Here is a 21,415-nt window from a genome sequence, read left to right as displayed (position 1 = left end):
CCTTTAAATAACCTTTTTAGTTGTCTTTTTTACCTGCTTCTCGGGTTTCTGCTCAGGACGTTGCATTTTAGAAAGTAATGTATTTGTTCTTTCCTGCAAATTACCCAATGTACGCTCCATAGCGTAAATCTTACGCTGGACAGAAGCAATCTTACCCTTTTCTGGGTCCCACGGGACATATTCAAGAAGTTCTTTTCCGGTCAATGCCCGGCCAACGTTTTTTACACTATTGGAAACATCTTGTACGGCCTGCTTTGCATCGTTCAGCCGCTGGAATAGTACATCGAGAGAATCCTGCGTATGCTGCATTCCCTTTTGCAACGAAGCCAAAGCTTTTGGAACATGAATTTTTTCAGCAAACGATAAAAGCGCATTTTTTCCAGCAGTTTTTAATTTACTCTTAGTCTGCAGAACAACATTGGCAAGGCGGGACTTGTTAAGTGTTATGAGTTTTTCACTCTGATCAAGATTATTCTGTACAGTATCAACACTGTCAGAATCATTAAAAAATCTTTCGTCAATAGAATTTACCTGTTCTTTGAGTTCCCGGAATTCTACTTGCATTTTCTGATGCTCTTCTTGTAATTTATCCAGATGACTTCCGAGATATTGCAACAGATTAGCTGCTTGAGACATATCATTTTTCAGAAGAGCCTGTAGTATCTCTTGAAATGGTTCCTGATCAACCAATGGAAGAGATATATCCATAAGATTTTCCATTTTTGCTTGTTGATGTTCTGCCTCCGGACTTTCCGGAGTGGTGTTTTGATGCTGCATAACTTCTTCATTGTTGGATGAAGGGATACTAATTTCAGGTGCAGAATTAAGATCAAGGACAGCAGTTTCTTCTGGAGTTTGTTCGGAAAGCGGAACTGCAACTTCTTCGTTTGGCTTTTCAAGAGTAATAGAACTTCTGGTTGGCCGCTGTGGAAGTTGTTTTCCAGAATTTAAACATTCCCTTGCTTCTCTTACATAGGAAAGTAGAGCATTTGCATAAGATACATTTTTTGAATCACAATTTAACTTCTGCAATCGTTTGGCTCCAAGTTCTGTATCGTTTAATTGTTGATGCCGCTCAAGGTAATCCGATAAAGCAGGTGGAGTGCTGTGCGTAACGCCATCCATTAACGTGTCGGCCACTTTAACTTTAGAAAGATCAAGGAATGCATTATACTCCTGCGGCGTACCATTCATCAAATAATGAAGTTCATAATTAAGAACACCGGATTCTTGGTGAATCAAAAAGCTATCTGCGTCTGATAATGGGATTTTGTCTCCGACGGACAACTTTTCTACTGTACTTTGCAATATAAAAATCATAGGCTCTTGTACATCTAATTTACTTTGAGAACCCCATGTTTCACGGCGTTGCTGCATAGTAGCCAAAGGGAGTTTGATTCCATTTTTAATCTCTTCATCTGGCATTCCAGAAGCTTTTTCCAAGTTGATTTCATTAAGCTCATCATTAGTCAGTTGATATATGTACCTTCGAATAACATCGTCCAAAAGCCCGGTCAAGTCCCAGTCTTTCTTTCGTTCTTCAAAATTATTTTCAATTTCTTGTGACATAAGAACCCTTCTTTCTTTTTAGTTCATGTGTTGTAACTGATCCTGAAAGGATGTTGAAGTGTTGGATAAACGATTGGCTGTACGTTTCATTCCATATAATTGCTGAGAGTATAAAGTGATCGCGTGTTCTCTTTGATTTAAAAGGTATAGATTGATTTCCTCTAATTCTTCGTTGGAAAGTTCGAGAGTATGACGATCCAGAAGAGTTTTTAATGTGGATGAAAAATCCCAATCCTTTTTCCGGGGGCCCAGTGACTCTGACATATGGTTTCCTCTTTTCTACAAGTCAAATTTTACTCATCGTTTTTTTGGGACGTTTCAGTGGATGCTGCGTAGGACGTGACTTCTGTTTGCGCTGCTCTTCATATTTGTGGTCAATATATGATAAGTCCTGATCGCGAAGCGCACGTACATTTTCAGCTCGTAATTCATAGTCAGATCCATTACTTGGCTTACCTTCTGCAGCGAGATCTGCCTCGATTTCATCAAGAGATTCATAGTATGATCGGTAAATACTCGCAACTTCTTCCACGTCTTCCGGGGTATAACCATTTTTCAAGGCAATAATTTTATGCTTTTGGACCCGAGGATCTTCTTCTTGCTCAACAGTCTTATTTGGTTCATCAAATGCTATTTCCTGATCTATTTCTTGACGTAATTTTTCTGCTTTCATTAGGTCAAGTGTAGACACCATCGCAGATAAAAGCTGTTTTTGATTTTCAACCAGTACTTCTTGTCGCTCAATTAATGTATCTATATCCATAGTTTCTTTCTCCTTTTTTGTAATAAAAAAGACTGCTTAGCAGTCTTAAATGATTGGGCGTTTTTGGGAACATTTTGTATGCTTGTTTACTGTTTTTTGCCTTTTGAAAATATTATTTGAAAAGATATTCTTTTTTGATATATTCTTCTAACGTCATTCCTGCGGCAGCAGATTCCTGATTAAGTTCTTCCTCTACAGGAATTAAATCCGGAACATAATCTGTAAATAGCGGCTCATCAGGCAAATCTAAACCAGAATTAAGGCAGTATCTACATTTGGATACATATTTATCAAAATCTGTCAAGTATTTTTGCTGCCATGATCCTTTCTTTACAGATTGCTCGTTAAAAATCTCGTGAATTTTCATGGATTTCTCAGAAAGTTCCGCTTGCATTTTGTCAATAGACTTATAGTATGATCGGCAAATACTAGCAATTTTCTCCGCTTCTTCTGGAGTATAACCCTTTTTCAAGGCATTAATTTTATGTTTTTGAATCCGAGGATCTTCTTCTTGCTCAATAGTTTTTTTCAGTTCAGCAGAAAGCTGTTTTTTATCTTTGATTGGTCTTTTTTGTTTTTGAATTAATGCATTAATATCAAATTTCATATTTCTTTCGCCTCTTTCATTTTTTCTCACTTTTATAATAACAGAAAATTAGGTATATGCAAGAAGCCGGGGATAGATTGCTGAACATAGGTTAAAGGGTTGGCTGTTTTTTTGTGGCTTTCTTATTCGTTGTTTGCTGCTTTGGAGAAATAAAATCATTTGCAGCATATTCCTCTACCGTCATTCCCGCAGCAGCAGCTTCCTGCTTAAGTTCTTCCTCTATTTTTTGCCTTTCTGCAATTAAAGCTGGATCGTAATCTTTTAACATCGGTTCATCGGGTAAATTCAAACCAGAATTAAGGCAGTATCTGCAGTCGGATACATAGTTATCGAAATCTATCAAGTATTTTTCCTTCCATGATTCTATCTCTACAGATGGCTTGTCAAACAGAACATGCACTGTTACTGATTTATCGGAAATTTCTTCATGTGCTCTCAAATACAGCACCAGCTTATTTAAAAGAAACAGTCCATTGGTACGGATTTTCTCTGCAAGTTCCGGTGTATTACTGGATGCCACCGAATCATAATACTCAGAATCATATGCATACATAAGTGCCATATTATGAAGGTGATCGATCAAGGAACCCTCATAATCACCGAAATCCTGGCGGCCTTCATAGGAAAAATTTTCTTTCCCCATATTATAATTCAACAGGAATTTTGTCTTTTCATAATAGTGGCCGCCATATTGTTCTCGAATATCGGCATCAATTAATTCAAACCTTTTATTTGCTTCTGCGATCGGAATAACCTCGCCATCTTCAAAATCGTTACACTCTGACCAAGTTATTGTAACAGTAGGTTCTTTACAGCGATCCTGATAGTCCTTTGCAACACGTTCGATGCAATCATATTCGGAATAAATACTGCTGTCAGCATACATATCATATGCCTCTTTTGCGAGATCTTTCGAATATTTATGTGGTACATCATATGAATTTTCCAATTCGGCAACCATAAAACTGGTAACAAATTCTTCGTGGGCTTCCATAACTTCTTCGGCCGTCAAGGTATATTCTTTCCCATCTCGTTGTATTTTCATGTTTTTAATTCTTCCTTTTTTTGATTTGTGGTTCAAAAAAGGCAGCCTCAAAATTAGGCTACCTTTTTCGGAAAATTTATAAGTATCAGTTTTCCTTGGAGACTATGAATTCCAGTTTTCGTTCTCCATATACGCTATTAAGATGTTATTGAGGCGCGAAATATTATGTTTATTTTGCTCGATTTGCTTTTGAATCCAGTTTTTCTGTGTCTGATTTGTAATGTCACTTAAATCATACTTAATAATAACGTAAGTATCATCATATTTTGAGATTGCCGGTGAATCCATGGGAAGAAAAATCCACTCGCCAAATATGTCTCCGGTTTTGTATAAGTAATCATCTACAACCAGAACATATACGCCGGTATGTTTGATTTTATTGATTTTGTTCTGCATTTTTCTCCATTTCATTTAAGGCAGATTCAGAAAGTGGTGCATCACCGGCATCAGAAGTATTATTGGAATCTTCCTGGTGCCCTGTGGTGTCTGATGTATTTGCATCCATTTTCTTCATTTCCAGTACCTCACTCTCTGTCATGCCGGCAAATTCAAAGGAAAAGTCCTGGGAATTTTTGTTGTATGTAACCAGAGTTACGGTTCGGTTACTGTCATTCAGTACGAGATAGAATGTTTCCTTACTTGGTTTATAGGTTCCATAGGCCAGATATTCACCTTCCGTTGCTGTGATATTGTTTTCCGTGATCCATTTATGCAGTCTGCAGGGAAGAAACCAGCTTTTATTGTAACCATAAGCGTCTGTACATATGGCTGTGATAGAGTGGGCGGAATCTTCTTTTACCGGTGTGCATTTCTTCAGCCAATCGTCTTTCTCTTCATCAGACATATAGATCCAGTTACTTTGATTGATAACTGGAAGATAGTCGTTATTTTCATAAATATAATCTTCCCCAAGGATATGGTATTTATCTTCTTCTGATACAGAGGAAGAAGTAACCTCCCTTTCACTGGAAGAAGATGTTTCCGTTGTCTGTGTTTCTTTTCGTTGCTCTTCTTTTTCACTCAAACTTCTTTGGTCTATGTAATCGAGTGTTTCCTGCAGCGTGCTTTCTATGGTACGTTCAGACTCAGCTTTTTGGATGTTTTCAATATTCTGTTTGATATAAGAGTCAATTTCGGATTGCTGGTCATCCGATAAGTCTTTTACGGCATCCTGAATCTGCTGGATTGCCTCTTCCTTTTTTTTACTGTAGTCTGATTGCTCCACGGTAATAGAATGTCCAGTATTTGAGTTGCTGGAATCTTTATGGATAGCGACCGCGCCTCCAACCGTTGCTATTGCAAGAGCGGCCGCCGCTATGCTTATGGCAACCTCTTTTTTTGAAAATTTTCTTTTACTCATAAATGCCTCCAACAAAAAATGTCGTAAGAGAAAGATGAAATTTCCCTTAGCGACCTTTTTTTCTTTTTAACACCTTTTTTATTTCGAAACATCAATCATGTAGTCAACAACCTTCTTGTAAAGCTGCCGTTTTTGTTCCGAATAACCGAAATATTCAAATGCAAGATCTGGGGAATATTCGGCTTTTTCGACAAGCCGCTGCATAGCCACCAGTTGCATCAGAACATCCTCTCGTTTTTCTTCCGTATCAAGCTGCAGCTCACTTCCTAGCTGCATCCCAAGAATTAAAATAGCTCCGGCTTTTATCCGTAGGATTTTGCATTCTATTTCTGTTATTTCCATTGAAATCCTCCCCATTTTCTTATAAGCATAGTCCAACCACTTTTTTCTTTAGCATTGGTTTTGTTTTCACGGATGTGATTGGCGTAACTGCCATGTCGGAGTTTACTATTGCAGGTTGTTCATCATCTTCCAGTATAAGAGCATCTGTTCCTTTCTCATCCATGTTCAGGAGCGCATTCAGTTCTGCCAGTCGCTTTAGCTTTTCAGCGAGTTCTTCTTCCTGTTGGAATGGTTTCGTTACTTCTATTTTCGCTGATTCTAATTGATTAGTTAAGGTTTCAAGTCTGTCTTTGGCTTCGGCAAGCTTATCCGGCATGGTTTTCAAAACATTGTTCAATCGAATAATATTTCCAACTGGATCAGGACCAATCTCAACAGGGTGGTTCATAGCTCCCTTAAGTCTCAAAACGAATTTTCTATTAAAGGAATCGAATGCTATATTCATTGAAAATCCGAGATATGTTCCGATTTTGGCAGTTCCATCCGCATCAGTTTGAAAAAATTTTATGATAGCGTTTCCTGCATCCTTTCTTGTGTCATACACACCTGATCCAACCTGCATATGGAACTTATCTTTGCTTGTGGCAGCATTTTGTTCATAGAGAGCTATATCCTGTTCAAGTTTTTCGATTAGTTCTTTCACCATAACGATTTGGCGTGGATAATGCTGAACAATATTATCTTCCATCCGGTATTTTTGACTTGTATAGTTTGCTTTTAACAGTCTTAAACGTGATACCTGAATGTCAAGATCCATTTTTTCTTTGATATATGGATTTCCGGTTGCAAGAGCCTTTACTTCCGCATAGGATAGAGCGGATTCGTCTACATCTTCACAGCTACGGACCGGCGATTTGCTTGTCATGATCTGGCTGATGAATTTTTGCTTGTTTTCGATCAGCTGCCAGGAATAAGCATCAAATGTTCCTTCTGTAACATAAACATCGGTGTACAAGGGGTACAAACAAGATAAAATAGAAATGAGGGGCGATAGAGCGGAAATGTCAGATTTTCCACTCTATCTGAACACGGTCGCTGGTGGCCTTGATCGTAGAGATCAAACCATCGGCGGCTTTTCTTTTGTCGTCAAAATCTATGCTGTCCCAGTTGTCGAGATAATAGGATAACTTCTTTATCTGCTGGGGCGATATGGTTTCAACACTCAATTCGGCGATTGCCTTTGAAATGGTCTGGCGTCGGGTGTCCAGTTCTTCAATTTTTTTGTTGGCGTAGGCAAGCAAGGTCGCATTGGCTCCGGTCAGCGTATCCAGCAGCTTTTCAATTTCTGCCTCCACCTGTGCCAGCTCCACTTGATAGGCGGTCAGTTTCGGATTGACTTTTTCCTCCCTGCCGTGGAGTATCTGAAAATCTTTGAACTTTTCCTGCATGGCCGAGAAAATGAATTGCTCAAATTCTTCTTTGCGGATTTTCCCGCAGCCCGGACAGCCTTTGTTTTCCGTCCGTTTGGTACAGCGGAAATAGCCGGTGCTGTTTGGTACATGGGTGGCTTTCAGAGCATACCCACAATGCCCGCATTTGATTTTTCCGGCCAGCCAAGTATTTTTTGGTTTCCGTCCCTGCTGGAAGGTGGTGTTTGCCATAAGTTTTTTCCGACATTTCAGCCATGTGTCAGAGGAAATGAGTGCTTCGTGGGGAGCGATAACAAGCATCTGGTCTTTTAAGCACCTGTCTTTGTCCTCCTTCACATCCCGCCCCTGATAGAGATAGCAGCCGTTTGTTCCGGCAAAGTCAGAAGCGTCATTGACAATCGCTGCGCCCTGGCTCTTGAAAAATTCGTACAGCTCCAAATCGGCCTGTGCGTAAACAGGGTTTCTTAAAAGCTGGGAAAGAAATGTACGGAACATGGATTTGCCATAAATTTTTATGTCATGTTCCTCGAAGTATCGAGTAATATCTCCGAAGGAGGTTTCCGGTTCAGCGTACATTTCAAACATCAGCCGTACATGGTCGGCGGCTATGGGGTCGGCAACCATTTTCTTTGTGCGGATACCCTCTACCACAGTAGGCTCTAACTGATAACCGTATGGTGCCTGCCCGCTCATGTGGAAGCCTTTCAGGCACCGGGAATAGTAGGCGTCTGTGACACGCTTCTGAATTGTCTCACGTTCAAGCTGGGCGAATACAATGCAGATATTCAGCATAGCCCGGCCCATCGGGGTCGAAGTATCAAACTTTTCCGTGGAGGATACAAACTCCACATCGTACTCTTGAAACAGCTCCATCATCGTTGCAAAGTCCAGAATAGAACGGCTTATACGGTCCAGTTTATACACGATGACCCGCCTGACCTTTCCCTTGCGGATCTCGCCCAGCAGCTTTTGAAACTCCGGCCTGTCCGTGTTCTTGCCGGAATAGCCCTTGTCCTTGAATACCCGGCAGCTACCACCTTTCAATTCATACTTGCAAAAGTCGATCTGACTTTCAATGCTGATACTGTCCTTGCGGTCTACTGACTGTCTTGCGTAAATACAATCTTCTCTGATAAATTCCATATTGGGCTCCTTTCCTTGTTGGAATGGAGCTACCAACCTTACAACTATATTATACCATCAGCAGCCCCGGACAACAATGTTGCGAATGATTAGGGAAATCTGTCCCCATATTTGCTGAACACCTCGTAAAGACAACGCTCAATTTCTTTTTTGCGCTGTGCTTTCTCCTTCGGGGAAAGTACCGGCGTGAGGCTTTCCAGCACAATGATCTTCCCTTGAAATGCGACAGACTTTGTTTCTCGTTCATAAGTGACAGCTTGCGTCATTGAAAACCTCCTTTGCGAAAGTGCGTGTATATGCCAGCCTTTCCCACTTGTCCCGTGGGGAAATGTCAAAAGACGGCACCCAGCAGGTGCCGCCCTTTGAGCTTTCTCCACTTCGGGTCAATGTGGCCCGAGGTCAGTAAGGACTGGAAAGGTACTTTTCTTTGGCGTCCTCCACGCTGTTGAGGTCGAATACTTCATAAAGCTGCCCCACAACACGCCGTATATCCTTCTTTGAAAATCCGCAGTTCTCCATTGCCATAATGACATAACCACGGCAGGCGTCATTGCTCCATTCGTCCGGTTCCAAGCCGGGGATCATTCTAAACGCATTTCCCATAAAGTGCTCCTTTTTTGAAAAGATGGGGAGCCGCGCCGGATCGGTTGGCCTATCATCAGACAGCATTGCCGGGGACTCCCCATAGGTTTTCACTTCATTTCAGACACATCGGACGGACATAGGCTTCATGCCCCATAGTATTTCAACTCTCCCCATTCTGATGGCAAGGCGTTCTCATTGCCTGCGACGGCTCACGGCTTGCAAGGCCGCTTCAACGCTCGGACTGTGACTAAACGCAAGTATCCGGGTTCTGCGCCTGTTCCGGTGGAGCCAGCCTTGCCCCACCTATGGCATGGACCTGTTCGCTCGCTCAGTTTTACAAAGACTGTATTCTTTGAAATCTGAGGTCATGGCGGGTCTGTCACACAGCGCGTTCCCCTTCGTATCCGGGTGTCTTTTTATTCAATTTTCAATCTGCATGAGGCTTGTCTGAACCTCGGGCCATTGTGACCCGAAGTGTTTTGCCTCTCATAAGCCATTTCATTTTCCGGCCTAAATCGGTACGCCTTACAAAGAATTTTTCAAAATTTTTTCTAAGCGCCGCAGACCTCGCTCGATTGCGACACGAACTACTTTTTCATGGACGCCCTCTGCCCGGGCAATGTCCTGTTTGGTCATGCCGAGAATGAAATGAGCATAAATCCGTTTTGCCTGTTTGTCCGGCAGACTGGAAATCGCTGCGTGAAGCTCCTGCATGGTCACTTTCCGCTCATACAGTTCATGGGGAGATAAGGCGACAAAGACAGCTTCATGCTCCAGCCCGTCATCCCGATCAAGGGAATAGTAGGCTTTGTGGCGGTATGTACGCAGCCGGTAGGCAGCCTCTTTACGATCAAACTCTTTGAACATTTCTGCAACTTCTTCCGATACTTCCATGAAGCAATCCGATGTATAGAATGGGTAATAGTCCCGCAAATTGATAATAGCCATATTGACCTCCGTTTCGGTGTTGGGTGTTGACAAGTGATCGAAACGAAGGCCGGAGGAGAACGGCACCGGGGCTGGACTTCGGGCCAAATTGGCCCGAAGCAAAGCAAAAGAAATGCGCCCGCACAGCAAGACGCTATGCAGACGCATGAAATTACATTATCATAATTGTACTGATATATTGTACCTTCATAACCAGACTGTCCCGGAGGGGGAGCTACGCTTTTTTTAGCTGGTGAAGGTCATGGGAATTGTGAGAAAGTAAGATGGACACGGCGACACCCTCCTATGGGCCGCCGTGGGGTTACTGAATATCCAAAGAGAAACGGCGGCTCTGAAAATTGAGCCGCCGTTTCAAATAGGCGTATTGATAGGCTGCTGTACGACGGCTTTTTTTCTTTTGCCGTCGTGCGGCAGATAGATGGTTTGTTTAGTTATGGCTTGCATTACCTATGGGCTGATTTCCAGACATTCCGACCTGTGTATGCTCGTCAAATTCCTCTTGACTGTATTTCTCGATGCCAGTTAATGTTCCGTGATGTTCGCTGTTCAAGTGGTCGTAATCACGAACGGTATAAATGTCTATTGTGCCAACACCGCTTCCAAGCGTTCTCATTTCGCCTCGGAATTTTCCGCTGGTGAGACTTTCACCATTAGAAGTGAGAACATCCCGGAAATAGCGGACTTCCTCACCATTGAAATACCACTGATCTTTTTCGGCATCATAAGTTACTCCAAATGCCTCATACTCTGCAACGAGCTTTGCAATTTCGCTATCTTCAAGCGGCGTTCCTGCCATAGCAACGGATGTGCTGTTTTTCAACGCCTCAATATCCCGTGCGTCAAATTCCTGCTGGGTAAACTCTTTCAGGTCAATCAGCTTGCCCGCCGGATCAACGGAGCCGTCAGCCGCTTTTGAAAAGCTCTCTAAATCCCGTACAGCATACACATCTACTGTGCCGTTCTCATTTAGAAAATCAATACCGGCGGTTTCATTGTTACCGATGGGATAATAGTCCTCAAACCAGCGAACCAAATTCCCATTATAGGTAAGTTCATCTTTGACCGCATCATAGGTCATCCCATATTGTTCATAAGGTGCAAACATTTTTTCTTTGTCTGCGGCGGAGAGTGCCGAGCTGTCCTCGCTGTTTCCCAGCGCCTCAGAGCCGCCAAGAGGTTGACTGATTTCTTCCTTGATAACGGGATTACCTTGTTCCTGGCTGTTCTGCGGTGTCGTGCTGCATCCAGCCAAACAGCCTAACAAGAGCATGGACGCAGCGCATAATGCCATTCGTTTCATAGTTCTCACCAATCCTTTCTTTGAATGTACCCCAAGTATAGCAAAGCATTTTGGGATACCTTTGGGATTAGTTTGTGATTTATGTGTAGTTAAAAAGGAGCTGTACCAAAATTTCGTTTTGATACAGCCCCTTCATGGCGTATGGAAATGTGTCTGCTGTACGACGGCTTTTTTTGCCGTCGTACAGCAGTTTTGTAGTCTATTTTACATACTGCTCTAATTCTTGTGCCGCTGTTTCTACCAGCTTTTCGATGTTACCGTTTTTGTCACGAATAACTTTTAGGTTGATACCATCACTTATGCCGTTATCACAGTAGGTATCGTGGTCTGCATCATAGAGAATATGGATGGGTTTGCCGTCATACATCCATTTTTGAGTCGGCTGGTCATAGGAAACGCCAAATGCGGTGTAGGCGTCTAAACTATCATCACGATAGTTCGGATCGCCCAGTTCAAAACTACCGCTGTTTCCAGTAATTCCAGCCGCATCAAATTCCTCTTTTAGTTCTTTTTGCTTTTCAGTTCTGGCGTTAAAATCAGCATCCGAGGATTGCTTCAAGCCTGTCAAAGATCCATTTGCATCTCTGATCGGCTCTACATCTACCACGCCATCCTCATAGAAGAACGAGTTTGCGTTCTCTGGACTGATCTGATCTTTGAAATAACGCACCATCTGGCTTTTATAAAAGAAGCGGTCTTTCTCCTGATCGTAGGTCATGCCATAGGGTTCATAAATGGAATACTGTTCCGCAATCTCGCTCCGGCGGATTTCTTCGGCCTTGGCCTGTTCTTCCGAGGAAATCACTTCATCGCTTTCATAGGCTTGCGCTGTGGATGAAGAATTTGAGTAAAGAGTATCACTACTGTTATCGGCTTGTTCCTGGCTGTTCTGCGGTGTCGCGCCGCATCCAGCCAAACAGCCTAACAAGAGCATGGACGCAACGCATAATGCAATTCGTTTCATAGTTTTCACCAATCCTTTCTTTGAATGTACCTAAAGTATAGCAGAGCTTTTTGGGATACCTTTGGGATTAGTTTGTGATTTGTGTGTAGTTAAAAAAGCGGCAAGTTGTTCACCTGCCGCTGGTTGTCCGCTAAATCGTGAAGAAGAATTTAACACCGTTTTCTGTGTTGCAAGCCTCACAATAGCTGTTATGTTGTTGTAAAATTCTTTGAACCATATAAAGCCCTAAGCCGCTGCCGCCTGTTCTTCTACTGCGGGATTGCTCCATACGATAAAAAGCGTCAAACAATTTGGGGATATCATCTTCGGGTATATGTGTACCTGTGTTCTCTACGGAGAACAAAAAGCGTCCGTTGGTATTTTGTAAAATAATATCAACGCTTGCTCCATGCGGCGAATACTTTACAGCATTTGAAATCAAATTGGAGAACACCTTTTCAATCAGTAATTTGTTCCCATTGATAAAAGTGGGAGACTGTATAGCAAGATGTATTTGCAGCTCTTTTGTTGCCACTAAATCATCAATCTCCCTCAAATAGCCATGTATCATGGGAGCGCAATCAAAATGCTCCATTTTGAAATCGACATTGGTTTCCAGCCTTGAAATCGTTAATATTTCCTGCACCATCGTTTCAAGCGTAGCCGCAACTTCCAAGGATCGGGCAAGATACTTTTCGTGGTCTTTATATGCCCCTATACCCAATAGCATCCCCTCTAATTGACCCTTGATAATGGTGATAGGGGTTTTCAGTTCATGGGAAGCGGAAGAAAAGAAATCCTGTTGTGCCCGTTCCAGCACCTTTTGATGTTCAATATCCTTTTGGAGCTGGAGATTTGCACTTTGCAACTCCTCCAAGGTAGCAGACAGTTTCCGGGACAGCGTATTCAAGCTATTCTCCAGTACACCCAGCTCGTCAGAACGACGTTCCTCAAGTTGCCATTCCAGCCGCATATCAGACATTTCTTTAGAAATCCGACAGATTTTTAATACCGGGTTTGTAATGATACGAGAATACCCCCAAGCGGTTGCCAACGATACAAGGAGAATAACGCAAAACAAAATCGGTAATACGCTTACAAATGATTGCCGCAGTTCTGCGATTTGAGAGGCTTCTCCATAAACTGTTAAAATATATTGGCCATTATCATCTGCAAATGAGAAGTAATAGCTGTTGGATATAATCGGCGCACTTTCATAAGATGTTCCACCAAGAGCCTCACTGGCAATCCCATCGTTAAAGTCATTTTGATTAGACGGTGTTTCCATCAGAACACCATCAGCAGTATAAAGCTCCACCATACTAATCGCCGTGTTTTGAAGAAACTGGTCAAAAAGTCCGCCGCTATCCTGCATACGGATATGTTCTAATTCATAAATAAAGTCACTTGTCTGTTCATCTAATGACGCATTGAGATTGTTAGAATAGGTCCTGGGCATATACCAGGCCAGAACGCCATAGACAAGAAAGCTCACGCATAGCAAAACTGCCACAGTCAGAATAAAGACTTTAGCAAACAGACTGCCTTTAATTCTCTTTATCAACTTTATATCCCACCCCTCTGATTGTTTGAATGAAATCTATTCCCAATTTTTTTCGTAGATTTTTGATATGGGTATCAACAACACGCTCGTCCCCATAAAAATCATATCGCCACAGCTTATCCAACAAGTTCTGCCGGGTCAATATCCGGCCCTGATGGGTCAGCAGTTCCCGCAGTATTTCAAATTCCTTTTGTGTCAGTTCAAAATTAGCTCCGTCCACGGTGGAGGTGTAGCTGTCACAGTTCAAACGCAAATTGCCATAAGCAATGATTTGATACTTTTCATCTGTTCCCCGGTTACTGCGCCGAAGTACAGCCGCAATTTTGCGGAGCAGGACAGGCATAGAAAACGGTTTTGTAATGTAGTCATCCACCTGCAAATCCAATCCTTTAATCTGATCTTCTTCTCCGCTTAATGCGGTTAGCATAATGATGGGAACATCAGATTGCTTGCGTATCAATTCACAGACACCGTAACCGTCAATTTTGGGGAGCATAATGTCCAACACAATCAAGTCATATCGTTGCCCCGCAAATAGCGATAGTGCCTCGACACCATCATTTGCAACAGCTACTTCATATCCTGCTTCTTGTAAAAAATTCTGTAAAAGTTCTTGAATATCAAAATCGTCCTCAACGACTAAAATCCTTTGCATAATAACACCTCCAAAGATAGCGTATCATAGATTTTTGTGATTAAAGTGTAGTTTTCGAATTTTCTTTCTGTTATTATACCTTGTCCGTGTAACATCGGCAACCTTGCCGACGGGCAATAAAATACTACTAAAACATAAAATCGTGTTTCGTTCTCATAGTCAAACCCGAAATGTAAAATAATATAGGGGTGATATGAGAATGTACCAAGACACCAGACGGCTTGACTTCCACGCATTAGGCCGGGAGATCAAGCGCAAAAGAGAGGCGAAAGGTTGGACGCAGGAATATCTTGCACAGCTTGTAGACCGTACCCCACGCTCTATCATGTATTTTGAAAACCGGGGTCAGCATCCAAGCCTGAATACCTTTTACCAAATCGTCACCTTGCTGGACATTTCCGTAGACCAATTCTTTTATCCTGACAGGCAGAATAGCGAAAGCGACTGCCGCCAGCACATTGATAGACTGCTCAACTCAATGGACGAAAAGGAATTGACGGTCATGGAGGCCACAGCAGAGGGACTACAAAAAGCCAGAGAAACGGAGGTTCCAGAATAAGGGCCTCTGTTTTTTTGCGCCATTTTCGGGGCTGCCGCTAAGTGGCAAGCAATGCCTCTGTGGCCACAAGTGGCACAAAGGCGGCTTGTTGGGGCTCGCCCCAAACCCGTATCTTCGGGCCAACATGGCCCGAAGTGTCAGCGTCGCTTTGCTCCTTATTTTCATAACCTTAACGCTCCTTTTCCTGCTTTCTTCCCGGCTCGGTGTAGCCCATCAGAGTGTCAATGTTCGCCTTGATTGTGACGATCTCCTGCATATCCCGTCGTGCCTTCTGGTATTCTCCATAGAGCTGTTTTTTCTTTGCTGTGAGCTTGCGGCCTTCCTCCTTCAGCACATCCATTTTAGGGAGCTTCGCCCCGCCCAGCAGAGAGCGCATTTCCGCTTGTGCAGCCCGGTACAGTTCAAGGTCGGCCTCATGCTCCGCAAGGAATTTCCGGCTGTACTTCGTCGCCTTATACTGCTCAAAGACTGGGCGGGTTTTGGCATACTGAACCGTTGCGGCCTTTAGCCCGGCATTGGTTTTCATGGCCTGCTCCGTCTGCTTGACCTGTTCGGAAATAACATGGAAACGGTCTGCCGCCTCGGTGGCTTTCTTCGCCAACTGCTCATAATCGGTCAGGTTATTGTCCTGTATATAGGCAAGAGCGGCGGCCATCTGCTTAATGTTAAATACCTTCGCCCAGCGTTCATATCCCGGCCCCTTACCGGCAGCCAGCTTTGCTTGAATATCCACCGCCAGACTGATTTTCCGCTCCGAGCGCCCGGGGCGTTTTTCTTTGCCCTCAATGGCGGACAGAACATCTTGCAAGTCGTAGCCGTCCCCCAGCGTGGAGGCACGCAGACGGGTGAAGCGTTCCTGTCCCTGCCCGGTCAGCCGGAAGCTGATACCGCCGCCCCGAACCGTCTTGACCTCATACCCGGCCCGCTTCATCAAATTGAGAAATTCGTCCAAATCAGCGGGGCGTTCCGCCAACGCAGTATCAATGGCAAGGCGCAGCCTGTCCTGATAGGAAAGCGGCCCTTTCCGGTCTTTCTGCCACTCTCCATAGTTCCGATACTTGCCCTTGCTCCGGGGCTTCGGGTTCTCCACGATGGATAGCCCGTTTTCAAGGCACAGCCTGTCAGAGAGCCGCCGAAGGGCGAAGCTGGAGCCCCAAAAATTTCGGAATTTCCGGGTGCAGTCAAGGGTGGTGGAGTTGTAATAAATGTGACAATGGATGTGCTGCTTATCGGTGTGCGTGGTAACGATAAAAGCGTGCCGCCCCTTTGTCCAGCGCATAGCCAGCTCATAGCCGATACGGTTCGCCTCCTTCGGGGTGATCTCGCCCGGATAGAAGGATTGTCGTATCTGATAGCACAGCACATTATTTTCTTTCTTCTGTTCCCGGCCCGTCATAGCGGCATAGCTGGCCTTTGCCAAAAGGAACTCGTCCGCCACGGTGGCCGGATCACATTCATAAGCGGAGATATACTTTCCGCTTTCTGTTTTCTCCGGGTCCTTGCCATAGTCCAGACAATCCCGGATAGCCTCAGCAATCGTTTCGCCTTCGCCCGCATGGCGCTGTAACAAAGTTGTGGTAGCCAAAAATCATTCCTCCTTTCCATGAGAAAGGGGCGGCCCATTCAGACCGCCCCGACTTCGGGCCAGTATGGCCCGAGGCTGCTTAACTTGCCAGAAACCGGTACAGAGCGGATTTGCCTCCGTCCAGCGCCCAAAGAAGGGAGCCCGCCGCCGCTTGCAGTCCATACGGCGAAAGAAGGAAGGCAAGAAACAGAAATACAATCCCGCCTATGGGCGTCGGCGTGAAAAAGAGAGCGACACCCAGCACCGTCAGGATCACAGAGGCAATCGTCAGCAGGACGGCACAAATATCAAATAGGAACACCAGCAGAGCCGCCAGAAGGGACAACGCTAAAGCAAAGGGAGCAACCAATATTTTCAGCAGTATCTTCATCTTCAAAACCTCCTTTATCTATCCTTCCTACCTCTATTTTATCATGCTTGCCCGGGGACATAAATGTTGCGAAAGATTAGTAAATCCTGTCCCAAACTTTTGGGTCATACTGGCCCGAAGTGGTAAAAAAAGAGCAGGGCGGCAAGCCCCGCAACGGAAGCCTGCCGCCCTCGTCTTACTTTGCCACCAGCTCGGAAAGCTCCCGCAGCACCTTTGACACCTCGCCCCACAGCTTTTCATAGTCCCGCTTCAATCCGTCGATTTCCTCCGGGTACACGCCATAGGTGTGTGCGTGTACGGCGACCTGATTGAGATTGTTGGAACAGCGCCGTTGCAGAGAGATCAGCTCTTTTACGGGCGTAAGGTCGATGTGCAGGATATACCCGTTCAGAGCCATTTTCCGTACATAAGCCCCGGCGTTGGAAATGCCCGCCTCGGCCATCCGCTCATGGATGGCCGCCAGCTCGTCCGGTGTTACCATGACGTGCAGATGGACATTCCGCTTGCGGTTCTCCATCAGCGTTCCAGCTCCCGGCCTTTCCGGCGTTCTTTGGGCTCCTTTACCTTATCCAGCGGTTTTGCGTCCAACTCCGGGGGCGTGGGCGGGATGGGCGTGTTGTTGGGTACGCCGTCGATCATGTTGCAGTTCTGCTCTGTGGAGAGCTCGGCGGTTTTCAGATAGTTGTCTTTTTCGTGCATGGCGATCCTCCTTTATCGTTCCTCATGGTTTTTATGGTTTCGCTTCTGGCCGGGTTCCTTCGGGGGTTCCTGCCCTCTGGTTTCATCTTTGAGCCGGGCAATAATGGATGGGCGCACCCGGTCAGGATTGCCCGGTGCTGGTTTCAGCTCATAATCCTCCATCTGCTTTTCGGTCAGCGGCTTTGCGTAGGTCAGTTCGCCCCATGCCATCAGCCTGCCGTCTGCCACAGGACGCCGCCTGTCATCATCGTAGTTGACGATGGAAAGAGGCTGGTTATCCGGCGGCTTCGGGTAAGTTCCTATGTCCACGGGCCGCTGGGTGGAATAATAGCGGTAAACGCCCTCCGGTCCCAGCTCGGTATGCTTGACCGCCGCATGGTAAAACTGCTGATAGTCGTCCACCCGGCGGTCAAAGTCCCGCTGCGCCCACGCCTGACTGGTTCCATAGCGGCCCCAGTAGTAATCCCGATGGCCGTTTTCCCCCTCGGTAAACTGCCAGGTCACAAAGGGGCTCGGCGCTCCCGGATTATGCCCCAGCGCAAAGCCGTGTCCGGTTTCAAAGGTGGCAGCTTTCAAAATCACATATCCTTGTACTGTCTCCAAGAGATCCCTCCTTTCTGTGCCTCGGGTCAACATGACCCGAAGTGCTGGATGTTACGAAATAAGAGGGCAGACCGGGGAGGAATGTAATAAGATATTCCCACCCCAGAAACACCCTCAAAAAAGCCCGGAATGTCAAGCCTTTGGAGGCGGCAAATCGTAACAGCCGCCCGGCCTTTTCTCCCGCATTTTCCTCATGCGTTCCCGGCTTTTCCGACGGTTTCCTTCGGCCTTGCAGACGTCGGAGCAGTAGGCTTGACGCCCCTCGGGCCAAAATGCCTTTCCGCAGACCGCACAGGCCCGCAGTTCCGGGGAGATTCCTTCCGTTGTCAGCGCCGCTTGAAGCTCCGGGTCAAGGGGCAGGACAGCCTCACGGAAGTAACGGCAGTACGCCCCTGTCCAGCACTTGTGCAGCATATAACAGGCACAGTCCAGAGGAAGGCACAGGCCGCTTTCCCTGTCATAGTTGGCACACATCCCCGTGACCAGAGAACGGATTTTCTTCTTCTCGTCACGGGTCAGCTCCCGGGCGTCCATTTAAGACTTCGGGCCACGATGGCCCGAAGGGCGGGGCTCCACGATCAGCGCCCGGAACTTCTTCCGGCACTGTTTTTTCTTTCCTTTGCACTCCTTGTAGTAACGGCATCCCTTACAAGGGTCGTCATTGTCCCAGCCGGGGTGCGGTACTTCCTTCATCATTCGTTCAAAAGGGCTGCTTGTAAAATTCATTCTCATTCCTCCGTATCTTCCTCCCACAGCGGGGTATCTTCGTCCTCGGGTTCCTCTGCGATCTCCTCCAGCTCCCCGTCCTCATATTCGCAGTAATCATCTTCCAAATCCGGGGCCTCATGCTTCGGCTTGTAAATCTTGAAATAGTAACCAATTCCACCGCCGGCCAGCACCACCGCGCCGATCAGGAGCAGAGAGAGAAGGGGGCTGTCCTTTTTCTCCGGCTCGGGTTCCGGTACTTCCTCCACCGGTTCAGTGGGCTTTGGCTCTGGCTCCGGGGTCACTTCTTTGGGCGGTTCCTTACCCTGTTCGGCAAGAGGCAGAAGGTCGTCTGTGGTAACGGTATTGAGGAAATAGACGTTCTCGCTGGTTTTCTGTTTGTCGATCACCAGATAAAACACGCTCTCGTCTGCGGTGGTGATGGTGTAGAACTCCTTTCCATCCTCGTCGGTGGCGTTGTCCACCACGGTTCCCGTCCCGTCCAGGGTAAAGGGGTTCTGGGTTTCCGGCTCTGCTTCGGTTTCTGCCGGGGAGGGAGCTGTCTCCGGCTGCGGCTCGCTGCTCTGTGCATAAGCCGGGACTGTAAAGATCAGGCAACACAAAAGGCTGGCAGCCATCGCCGCCAGCCTGCGGTATTTAATTTTCTTCATGGGCTGTGTCCTCCTTTTCGGGTGCCTCCGGCTTCGGGTCAGTATGACCCGAAGCGGTAAGGCTGTTTTTGGGGTCATTCAAAAAAGCCATAAGCTGGGCGGGCGTCAGTTTGAGGGAGCGCACCGCCTGCACGATCTGGCTGTTTTCTTCCTCCTGTTTCTGCTTTTCCAGCTCCCGGATTTTGGCCTGCCACTCGGCAGCCTTCTCCCGGGCTTTTTCCAGTTCCTTATCGAGCTTGTCGATCTTGTTCATGCAAGGACTCCTTTCCTCTGGCTCACAAACGCCCGAAGGCATAGAAATGTGTCTGCCAGTAGCTTGAATTGATGTTTGCGTATTGGATGGGCGAACCACAATGGAGCATCATCCCGTCGCCCACATAAATCCCCACATGGGACACAGGGCCGGGGCTGTCATAGGTTCCCGTGAAAAAGATAATGTCGCCGGGCTTTGCCTCGGAGGGGGAAATGATAGCGCACTGGTTGTAAATGCCCTGCGCCGTGGTACGGGGCAGGTTGTGGACGCCGCTGGCCGTGTACACCCAGCAGACAAAGCCCGAACAGTCAAAGGAGGTGGACGGGCTGGAGCCGCCCCACACATAGGGCCAGCCGATGTACTTTGTGGCTTCTTTCATGAGCGCCGCAAAAGCCGGGTCATCCAGCGCCTCGCCGGGTATCTCATAGCTGGGGCCGGTATCTTCGCCGCCGTTGTAAATCCCTTCCCACAGATAGGGTTTGTTGCCTTTGAGCTGCTGCATAACGGTGTAGATTTCCCGCTGCTGTTCGTTAAGCCTCGGCAGGATCACGGCGGGCAGCGTCTTGTTTGTGAGGGTCACATTGAGAATGTAATACTCATAGGGGACTTCCTCGGTGGTGGTTTCCCCGGTCTCCGGGTCGGTGCTGGTTTCGGTGCGGTAGCGTATCTCGACTTTCTCCGTCAAGGTCAGCTCATACTGTGCCTCGAAGATCTCCCGCAGTTCGTCCTGCACCTGTTCCCGGAAATACACATGGTACTTTGCCGAGAGATAGGACGCCAGCTCATAGGGGTTATGGCCGATCTCGTCCACGGAATAGCGGTACTCGTCATAGCCGGGATGGGTGCTTTCGATGTTCGCTACCGTCTGCGCCAGCTCGTTTTCCAGTGCCGTGTAGTCCTCGTCCACGCCCAGCAGGTCCGTATCCTCCGAGGCGTAGGAGGTGCCGGATAACGCATTGGCAAGGCCGCTGCCAAGCGTGGGAAAGATGGAGCTTACCGCCGACACAAGAAAACAGAGCAGCAACAGCAGGAGCAGGACCAGCACCGCCACGGGATGACGTGTCACAAACTGCGCCGCCCGACGGGTCGCAGTTCCCGAAGCGGCAGCGGTTTTCTTTGCGGCCTTTGCGCCCTGTTTTGCAGCCGCCTTTGCTTCTTTGGAATACCGGCGTTTCAGTTTCCATTTCTGCTGCACACGGGAAAGCGGATTGCTGGCAAGTTCCGGGTGCTCGGAGGCCATCTTTTGAAAATCCACATTGGCCCGGGCTTTTATGTCCTTCCGTTCCCACTTTGCCACCTTCCGGGCTGGGTGTTCCCGCCAGCGGCGTTTGGCATAGCGGGTCAGTTTCCGGGCTCCGGCCTCTGCGGCCAGCTCGGATTTATGCGCTCCTTCCACGCCCACATTTTCATGTTCGACTTCGTTGATTTTGTTGTGGAGATAAAACCATGCCTCGGTGCGGGCTCCCCGGACAGCTTTCTTCGCAAGCCCCGGTGGCTTCTGCGCCGCCCGTTTCGCCTCGACCTTATCCAGCTTCTCCCGGGCCTTTCCCAGCTTTTCCCCGGCGCGCTCCGCTTTGGCCTGCGCCTTCTGGTACTTGTCCTTTTTGCTCCCGGCCTTCTCGGCGGAGCCTTCCGGCTCCTGCGCCTTTCCGGTATCCTGCGGACCGCCCTTGTCATCCTCCTGCCTCATGCGGTCAGAAGGGCGGGCTTTCCGGCTGTCCTCTTGAAACTTGCCGCTTTTGGACTTCGGGCCATCGTGGCCCGAAGGACTGTCCT

The 21,415-nt window shown here is 46.8% G+C and carries 27 protein-coding genes and 1 pseudogene; 1 reads left to right on the top strand and 27 read right to left on the bottom strand.

What is annotated here, in order from left to right:
* Window positions 1-3 precede the first annotated feature (3 nt).
* The 17 genes and pseudogenes from PGS38_RS02010 to PGS38_RS01930 form a co-directional block, all read right to left on the bottom strand.
* Entirely contained in the window at window positions 4-1,569 is a 1,566-nt protein-coding gene (locus tag PGS38_RS02010) for a DUF6674 family protein (RefSeq protein WP_117805185.1), read from the bottom strand.
* A gap of 18 nt (window positions 1,570-1,587) precedes the next feature.
* Window positions 1,588-1,833 (bottom strand): hypothetical protein, encoded by a 246-nt coding sequence (locus tag PGS38_RS02005; protein WP_118595995.1) that lies wholly within the window; start codon window positions 1,831-1,833, stop codon window positions 1,588-1,590.
* A 22-nt stretch (window positions 1,834-1,855) separates the two neighbouring features.
* Window positions 1,856-2,332, bottom strand: coding sequence for a hypothetical protein (locus PGS38_RS02000; RefSeq protein WP_117805187.1), 477 nt, complete (start codon window positions 2,330-2,332; stop codon window positions 1,856-1,858).
* Window positions 2,333-2,444: 112 nt separating this feature from the next.
* On the bottom strand, window positions 2,445-2,939 hold the full coding sequence (locus PGS38_RS01995; RefSeq protein WP_117805188.1) for a hypothetical protein: 495 nt from the start codon (window positions 2,937-2,939) through the stop codon (window positions 2,445-2,447).
* A gap of 91 nt (window positions 2,940-3,030) precedes the next feature.
* Window positions 3,031-3,984, bottom strand: a complete 954-nt coding sequence (locus PGS38_RS01990) for an LPD25 domain-containing protein (RefSeq protein WP_118595996.1) — start codon at window positions 3,982-3,984, stop codon at window positions 3,031-3,033.
* 102 nt (window positions 3,985-4,086) lie between these two features.
* Window positions 4,087-4,380, bottom strand: coding sequence for a hypothetical protein (locus PGS38_RS01985; RefSeq protein ID WP_118595997.1), 294 nt, complete (start codon window positions 4,378-4,380; stop codon window positions 4,087-4,089).
* On the bottom strand, window positions 4,361-5,344 hold the full coding sequence (locus tag PGS38_RS01980) for a hypothetical protein (protein ID WP_118595998.1): 984 nt from the start codon (window positions 5,342-5,344) through the stop codon (window positions 4,361-4,363). Before PGS38_RS01980 ends, PGS38_RS01985 begins: the two co-directional genes overlap by 20 nt.
* Before the next feature lie 78 nt (window positions 5,345-5,422).
* Window positions 5,423-5,686, bottom strand: a complete 264-nt coding sequence (locus tag PGS38_RS01975) for a hypothetical protein (RefSeq protein WP_117805192.1) — start codon at window positions 5,684-5,686, stop codon at window positions 5,423-5,425.
* A gap of 678 nt (window positions 5,687-6,364) precedes the next feature.
* Window positions 6,365-6,626 (bottom strand): annotated as a pseudogene (locus tag PGS38_RS17920) (helicase); the annotation flags it as partial.
* 64 nt (window positions 6,627-6,690) lie between these two features.
* A complete protein-coding gene (locus tag PGS38_RS01965) occupies window positions 6,691-8,199 on the bottom strand; it encodes a recombinase family protein (RefSeq protein ID WP_119188437.1) in 1,509 nt (502 codons plus the stop codon).
* A gap of 89 nt (window positions 8,200-8,288) precedes the next feature.
* The gene (locus tag PGS38_RS01960) at window positions 8,289-8,465 is read right to left on the bottom strand and encodes a hypothetical protein (RefSeq protein ID WP_199695818.1); all 177 of its coding nucleotides are present in this window, start codon (window positions 8,463-8,465) and stop codon (window positions 8,289-8,291) included.
* Between the two features lie 133 nt (window positions 8,466-8,598).
* Entirely contained in the window at window positions 8,599-8,802 is a 204-nt protein-coding gene (locus tag PGS38_RS01955) for a hypothetical protein (RefSeq protein WP_243110687.1), read from the bottom strand.
* Between the two features lie 507 nt (window positions 8,803-9,309).
* Window positions 9,310-9,732, bottom strand: coding sequence for an RNA polymerase sigma factor (locus PGS38_RS01950; protein WP_004064265.1), 423 nt, complete (start codon window positions 9,730-9,732; stop codon window positions 9,310-9,312).
* Window positions 9,733-10,159: 427 nt separating this feature from the next.
* Window positions 10,160-11,032, bottom strand: a complete 873-nt coding sequence (locus PGS38_RS01945) for a hypothetical protein (RefSeq protein WP_243110688.1) — start codon at window positions 11,030-11,032, stop codon at window positions 10,160-10,162.
* A 199-nt stretch (window positions 11,033-11,231) separates the two neighbouring features.
* On the bottom strand, window positions 11,232-11,996 hold the full coding sequence (locus PGS38_RS01940) for a hypothetical protein (protein WP_119188440.1): 765 nt from the start codon (window positions 11,994-11,996) through the stop codon (window positions 11,232-11,234).
* 130 nt (window positions 11,997-12,126) lie between these two features.
* Window positions 12,127-13,539, bottom strand: a complete 1,413-nt coding sequence (locus PGS38_RS01935) for a sensor histidine kinase (RefSeq protein ID WP_119188441.1) — start codon at window positions 13,537-13,539, stop codon at window positions 12,127-12,129.
* Window positions 13,523-14,194 (bottom strand): response regulator transcription factor, encoded by a 672-nt coding sequence (locus PGS38_RS01930; protein WP_119188442.1) that lies wholly within the window; start codon window positions 14,192-14,194, stop codon window positions 13,523-13,525. The genes PGS38_RS01935 and PGS38_RS01930 overlap by 17 nt, the downstream gene beginning before the upstream one ends.
* Window positions 14,195-14,393: 199 nt before the next feature.
* On the opposite strand from PGS38_RS01930, the gene PGS38_RS01925 reads away from it, so the two are divergent.
* A complete protein-coding gene (locus PGS38_RS01925) occupies window positions 14,394-14,753 on the top strand; it encodes a helix-turn-helix transcriptional regulator (protein ID WP_119188443.1) in 360 nt (119 codons plus the stop codon).
* A 169-nt stretch (window positions 14,754-14,922) separates the two neighbouring features.
* Here PGS38_RS01925 and PGS38_RS01920 read toward each other — a convergent pair whose 3' ends face one another.
* From PGS38_RS01920 to PGS38_RS01875, 10 genes are all read right to left on the bottom strand, one after another.
* Window positions 14,923-16,338 carry a relaxase/mobilization nuclease domain-containing protein gene (locus PGS38_RS01920; RefSeq protein WP_008401432.1) on the bottom strand — a complete coding sequence of 472 codons (1,416 nt, stop codon included), beginning with the start codon at window positions 16,336-16,338 and terminating at the stop codon, window positions 14,923-14,925.
* Window positions 16,339-16,417: 79 nt separating this feature from the next.
* A complete protein-coding gene (locus PGS38_RS01915) occupies window positions 16,418-16,708 on the bottom strand; it encodes a CD1845 family protein (protein ID WP_005927606.1) in 291 nt (96 codons plus the stop codon).
* 175 nt (window positions 16,709-16,883) lie between these two features.
* The gene (locus tag PGS38_RS01910) at window positions 16,884-17,225 is read right to left on the bottom strand and encodes a plasmid mobilization protein (protein WP_005927607.1); all 342 of its coding nucleotides are present in this window, start codon (window positions 17,223-17,225) and stop codon (window positions 16,884-16,886) included.
* Entirely contained in the window at window positions 17,225-17,407 is a 183-nt protein-coding gene (locus PGS38_RS01905) for a DUF4316 domain-containing protein (RefSeq protein ID WP_003500078.1), read from the bottom strand. The genes PGS38_RS01910 and PGS38_RS01905 overlap by 1 nt, the downstream gene beginning before the upstream one ends.
* Before the next feature lie 12 nt (window positions 17,408-17,419).
* Window positions 17,420-18,010, bottom strand: coding sequence for a defense against restriction DarA-related protein (locus PGS38_RS01900; protein ID WP_243110689.1), 591 nt, complete (start codon window positions 18,008-18,010; stop codon window positions 17,420-17,422).
* Between the two features lie 132 nt (window positions 18,011-18,142).
* A complete protein-coding gene (locus tag PGS38_RS01895) occupies window positions 18,143-18,544 on the bottom strand; it encodes a cysteine-rich VLP domain-containing protein (RefSeq protein ID WP_064786966.1) in 402 nt (133 codons plus the stop codon).
* On the bottom strand, window positions 18,545-18,736 hold the full coding sequence (locus PGS38_RS01890) for a hypothetical protein (RefSeq protein ID WP_003500082.1): 192 nt from the start codon (window positions 18,734-18,736) through the stop codon (window positions 18,545-18,547).
* Between the two features lie 2 nt (window positions 18,737-18,738).
* Entirely contained in the window at window positions 18,739-19,386 is a 648-nt protein-coding gene (locus tag PGS38_RS01885) for a DUF4366 domain-containing protein (RefSeq protein ID WP_270475809.1), read from the bottom strand.
* On the bottom strand, window positions 19,373-19,639 hold the full coding sequence (locus PGS38_RS01880) for a DUF4315 family protein (protein WP_005927622.1): 267 nt from the start codon (window positions 19,637-19,639) through the stop codon (window positions 19,373-19,375). The genes PGS38_RS01885 and PGS38_RS01880 overlap by 14 nt, the downstream gene beginning before the upstream one ends.
* Before the next feature lie 22 nt (window positions 19,640-19,661).
* Window positions 19,662-21,329: a C40 family peptidase gene (locus PGS38_RS01875; protein ID WP_270475807.1), complete on the bottom strand. Its 1,668-nt coding sequence runs from the start codon at window positions 21,327-21,329 to the stop codon at window positions 19,662-19,664.
* Window positions 21,330-21,415 lie beyond the last annotated feature (86 nt).

Source organism: Fusicatenibacter saccharivorans (assembly GCF_027667425.1).
Taxonomy (GTDB): Bacteria; Bacillota; Clostridia; order Lachnospirales; family Lachnospiraceae; genus Fusicatenibacter; species Fusicatenibacter saccharivorans.
Note: the sequence above shows the minus strand (reverse complement) of the source record. Positions and strands in the feature narration are given on the sequence as shown.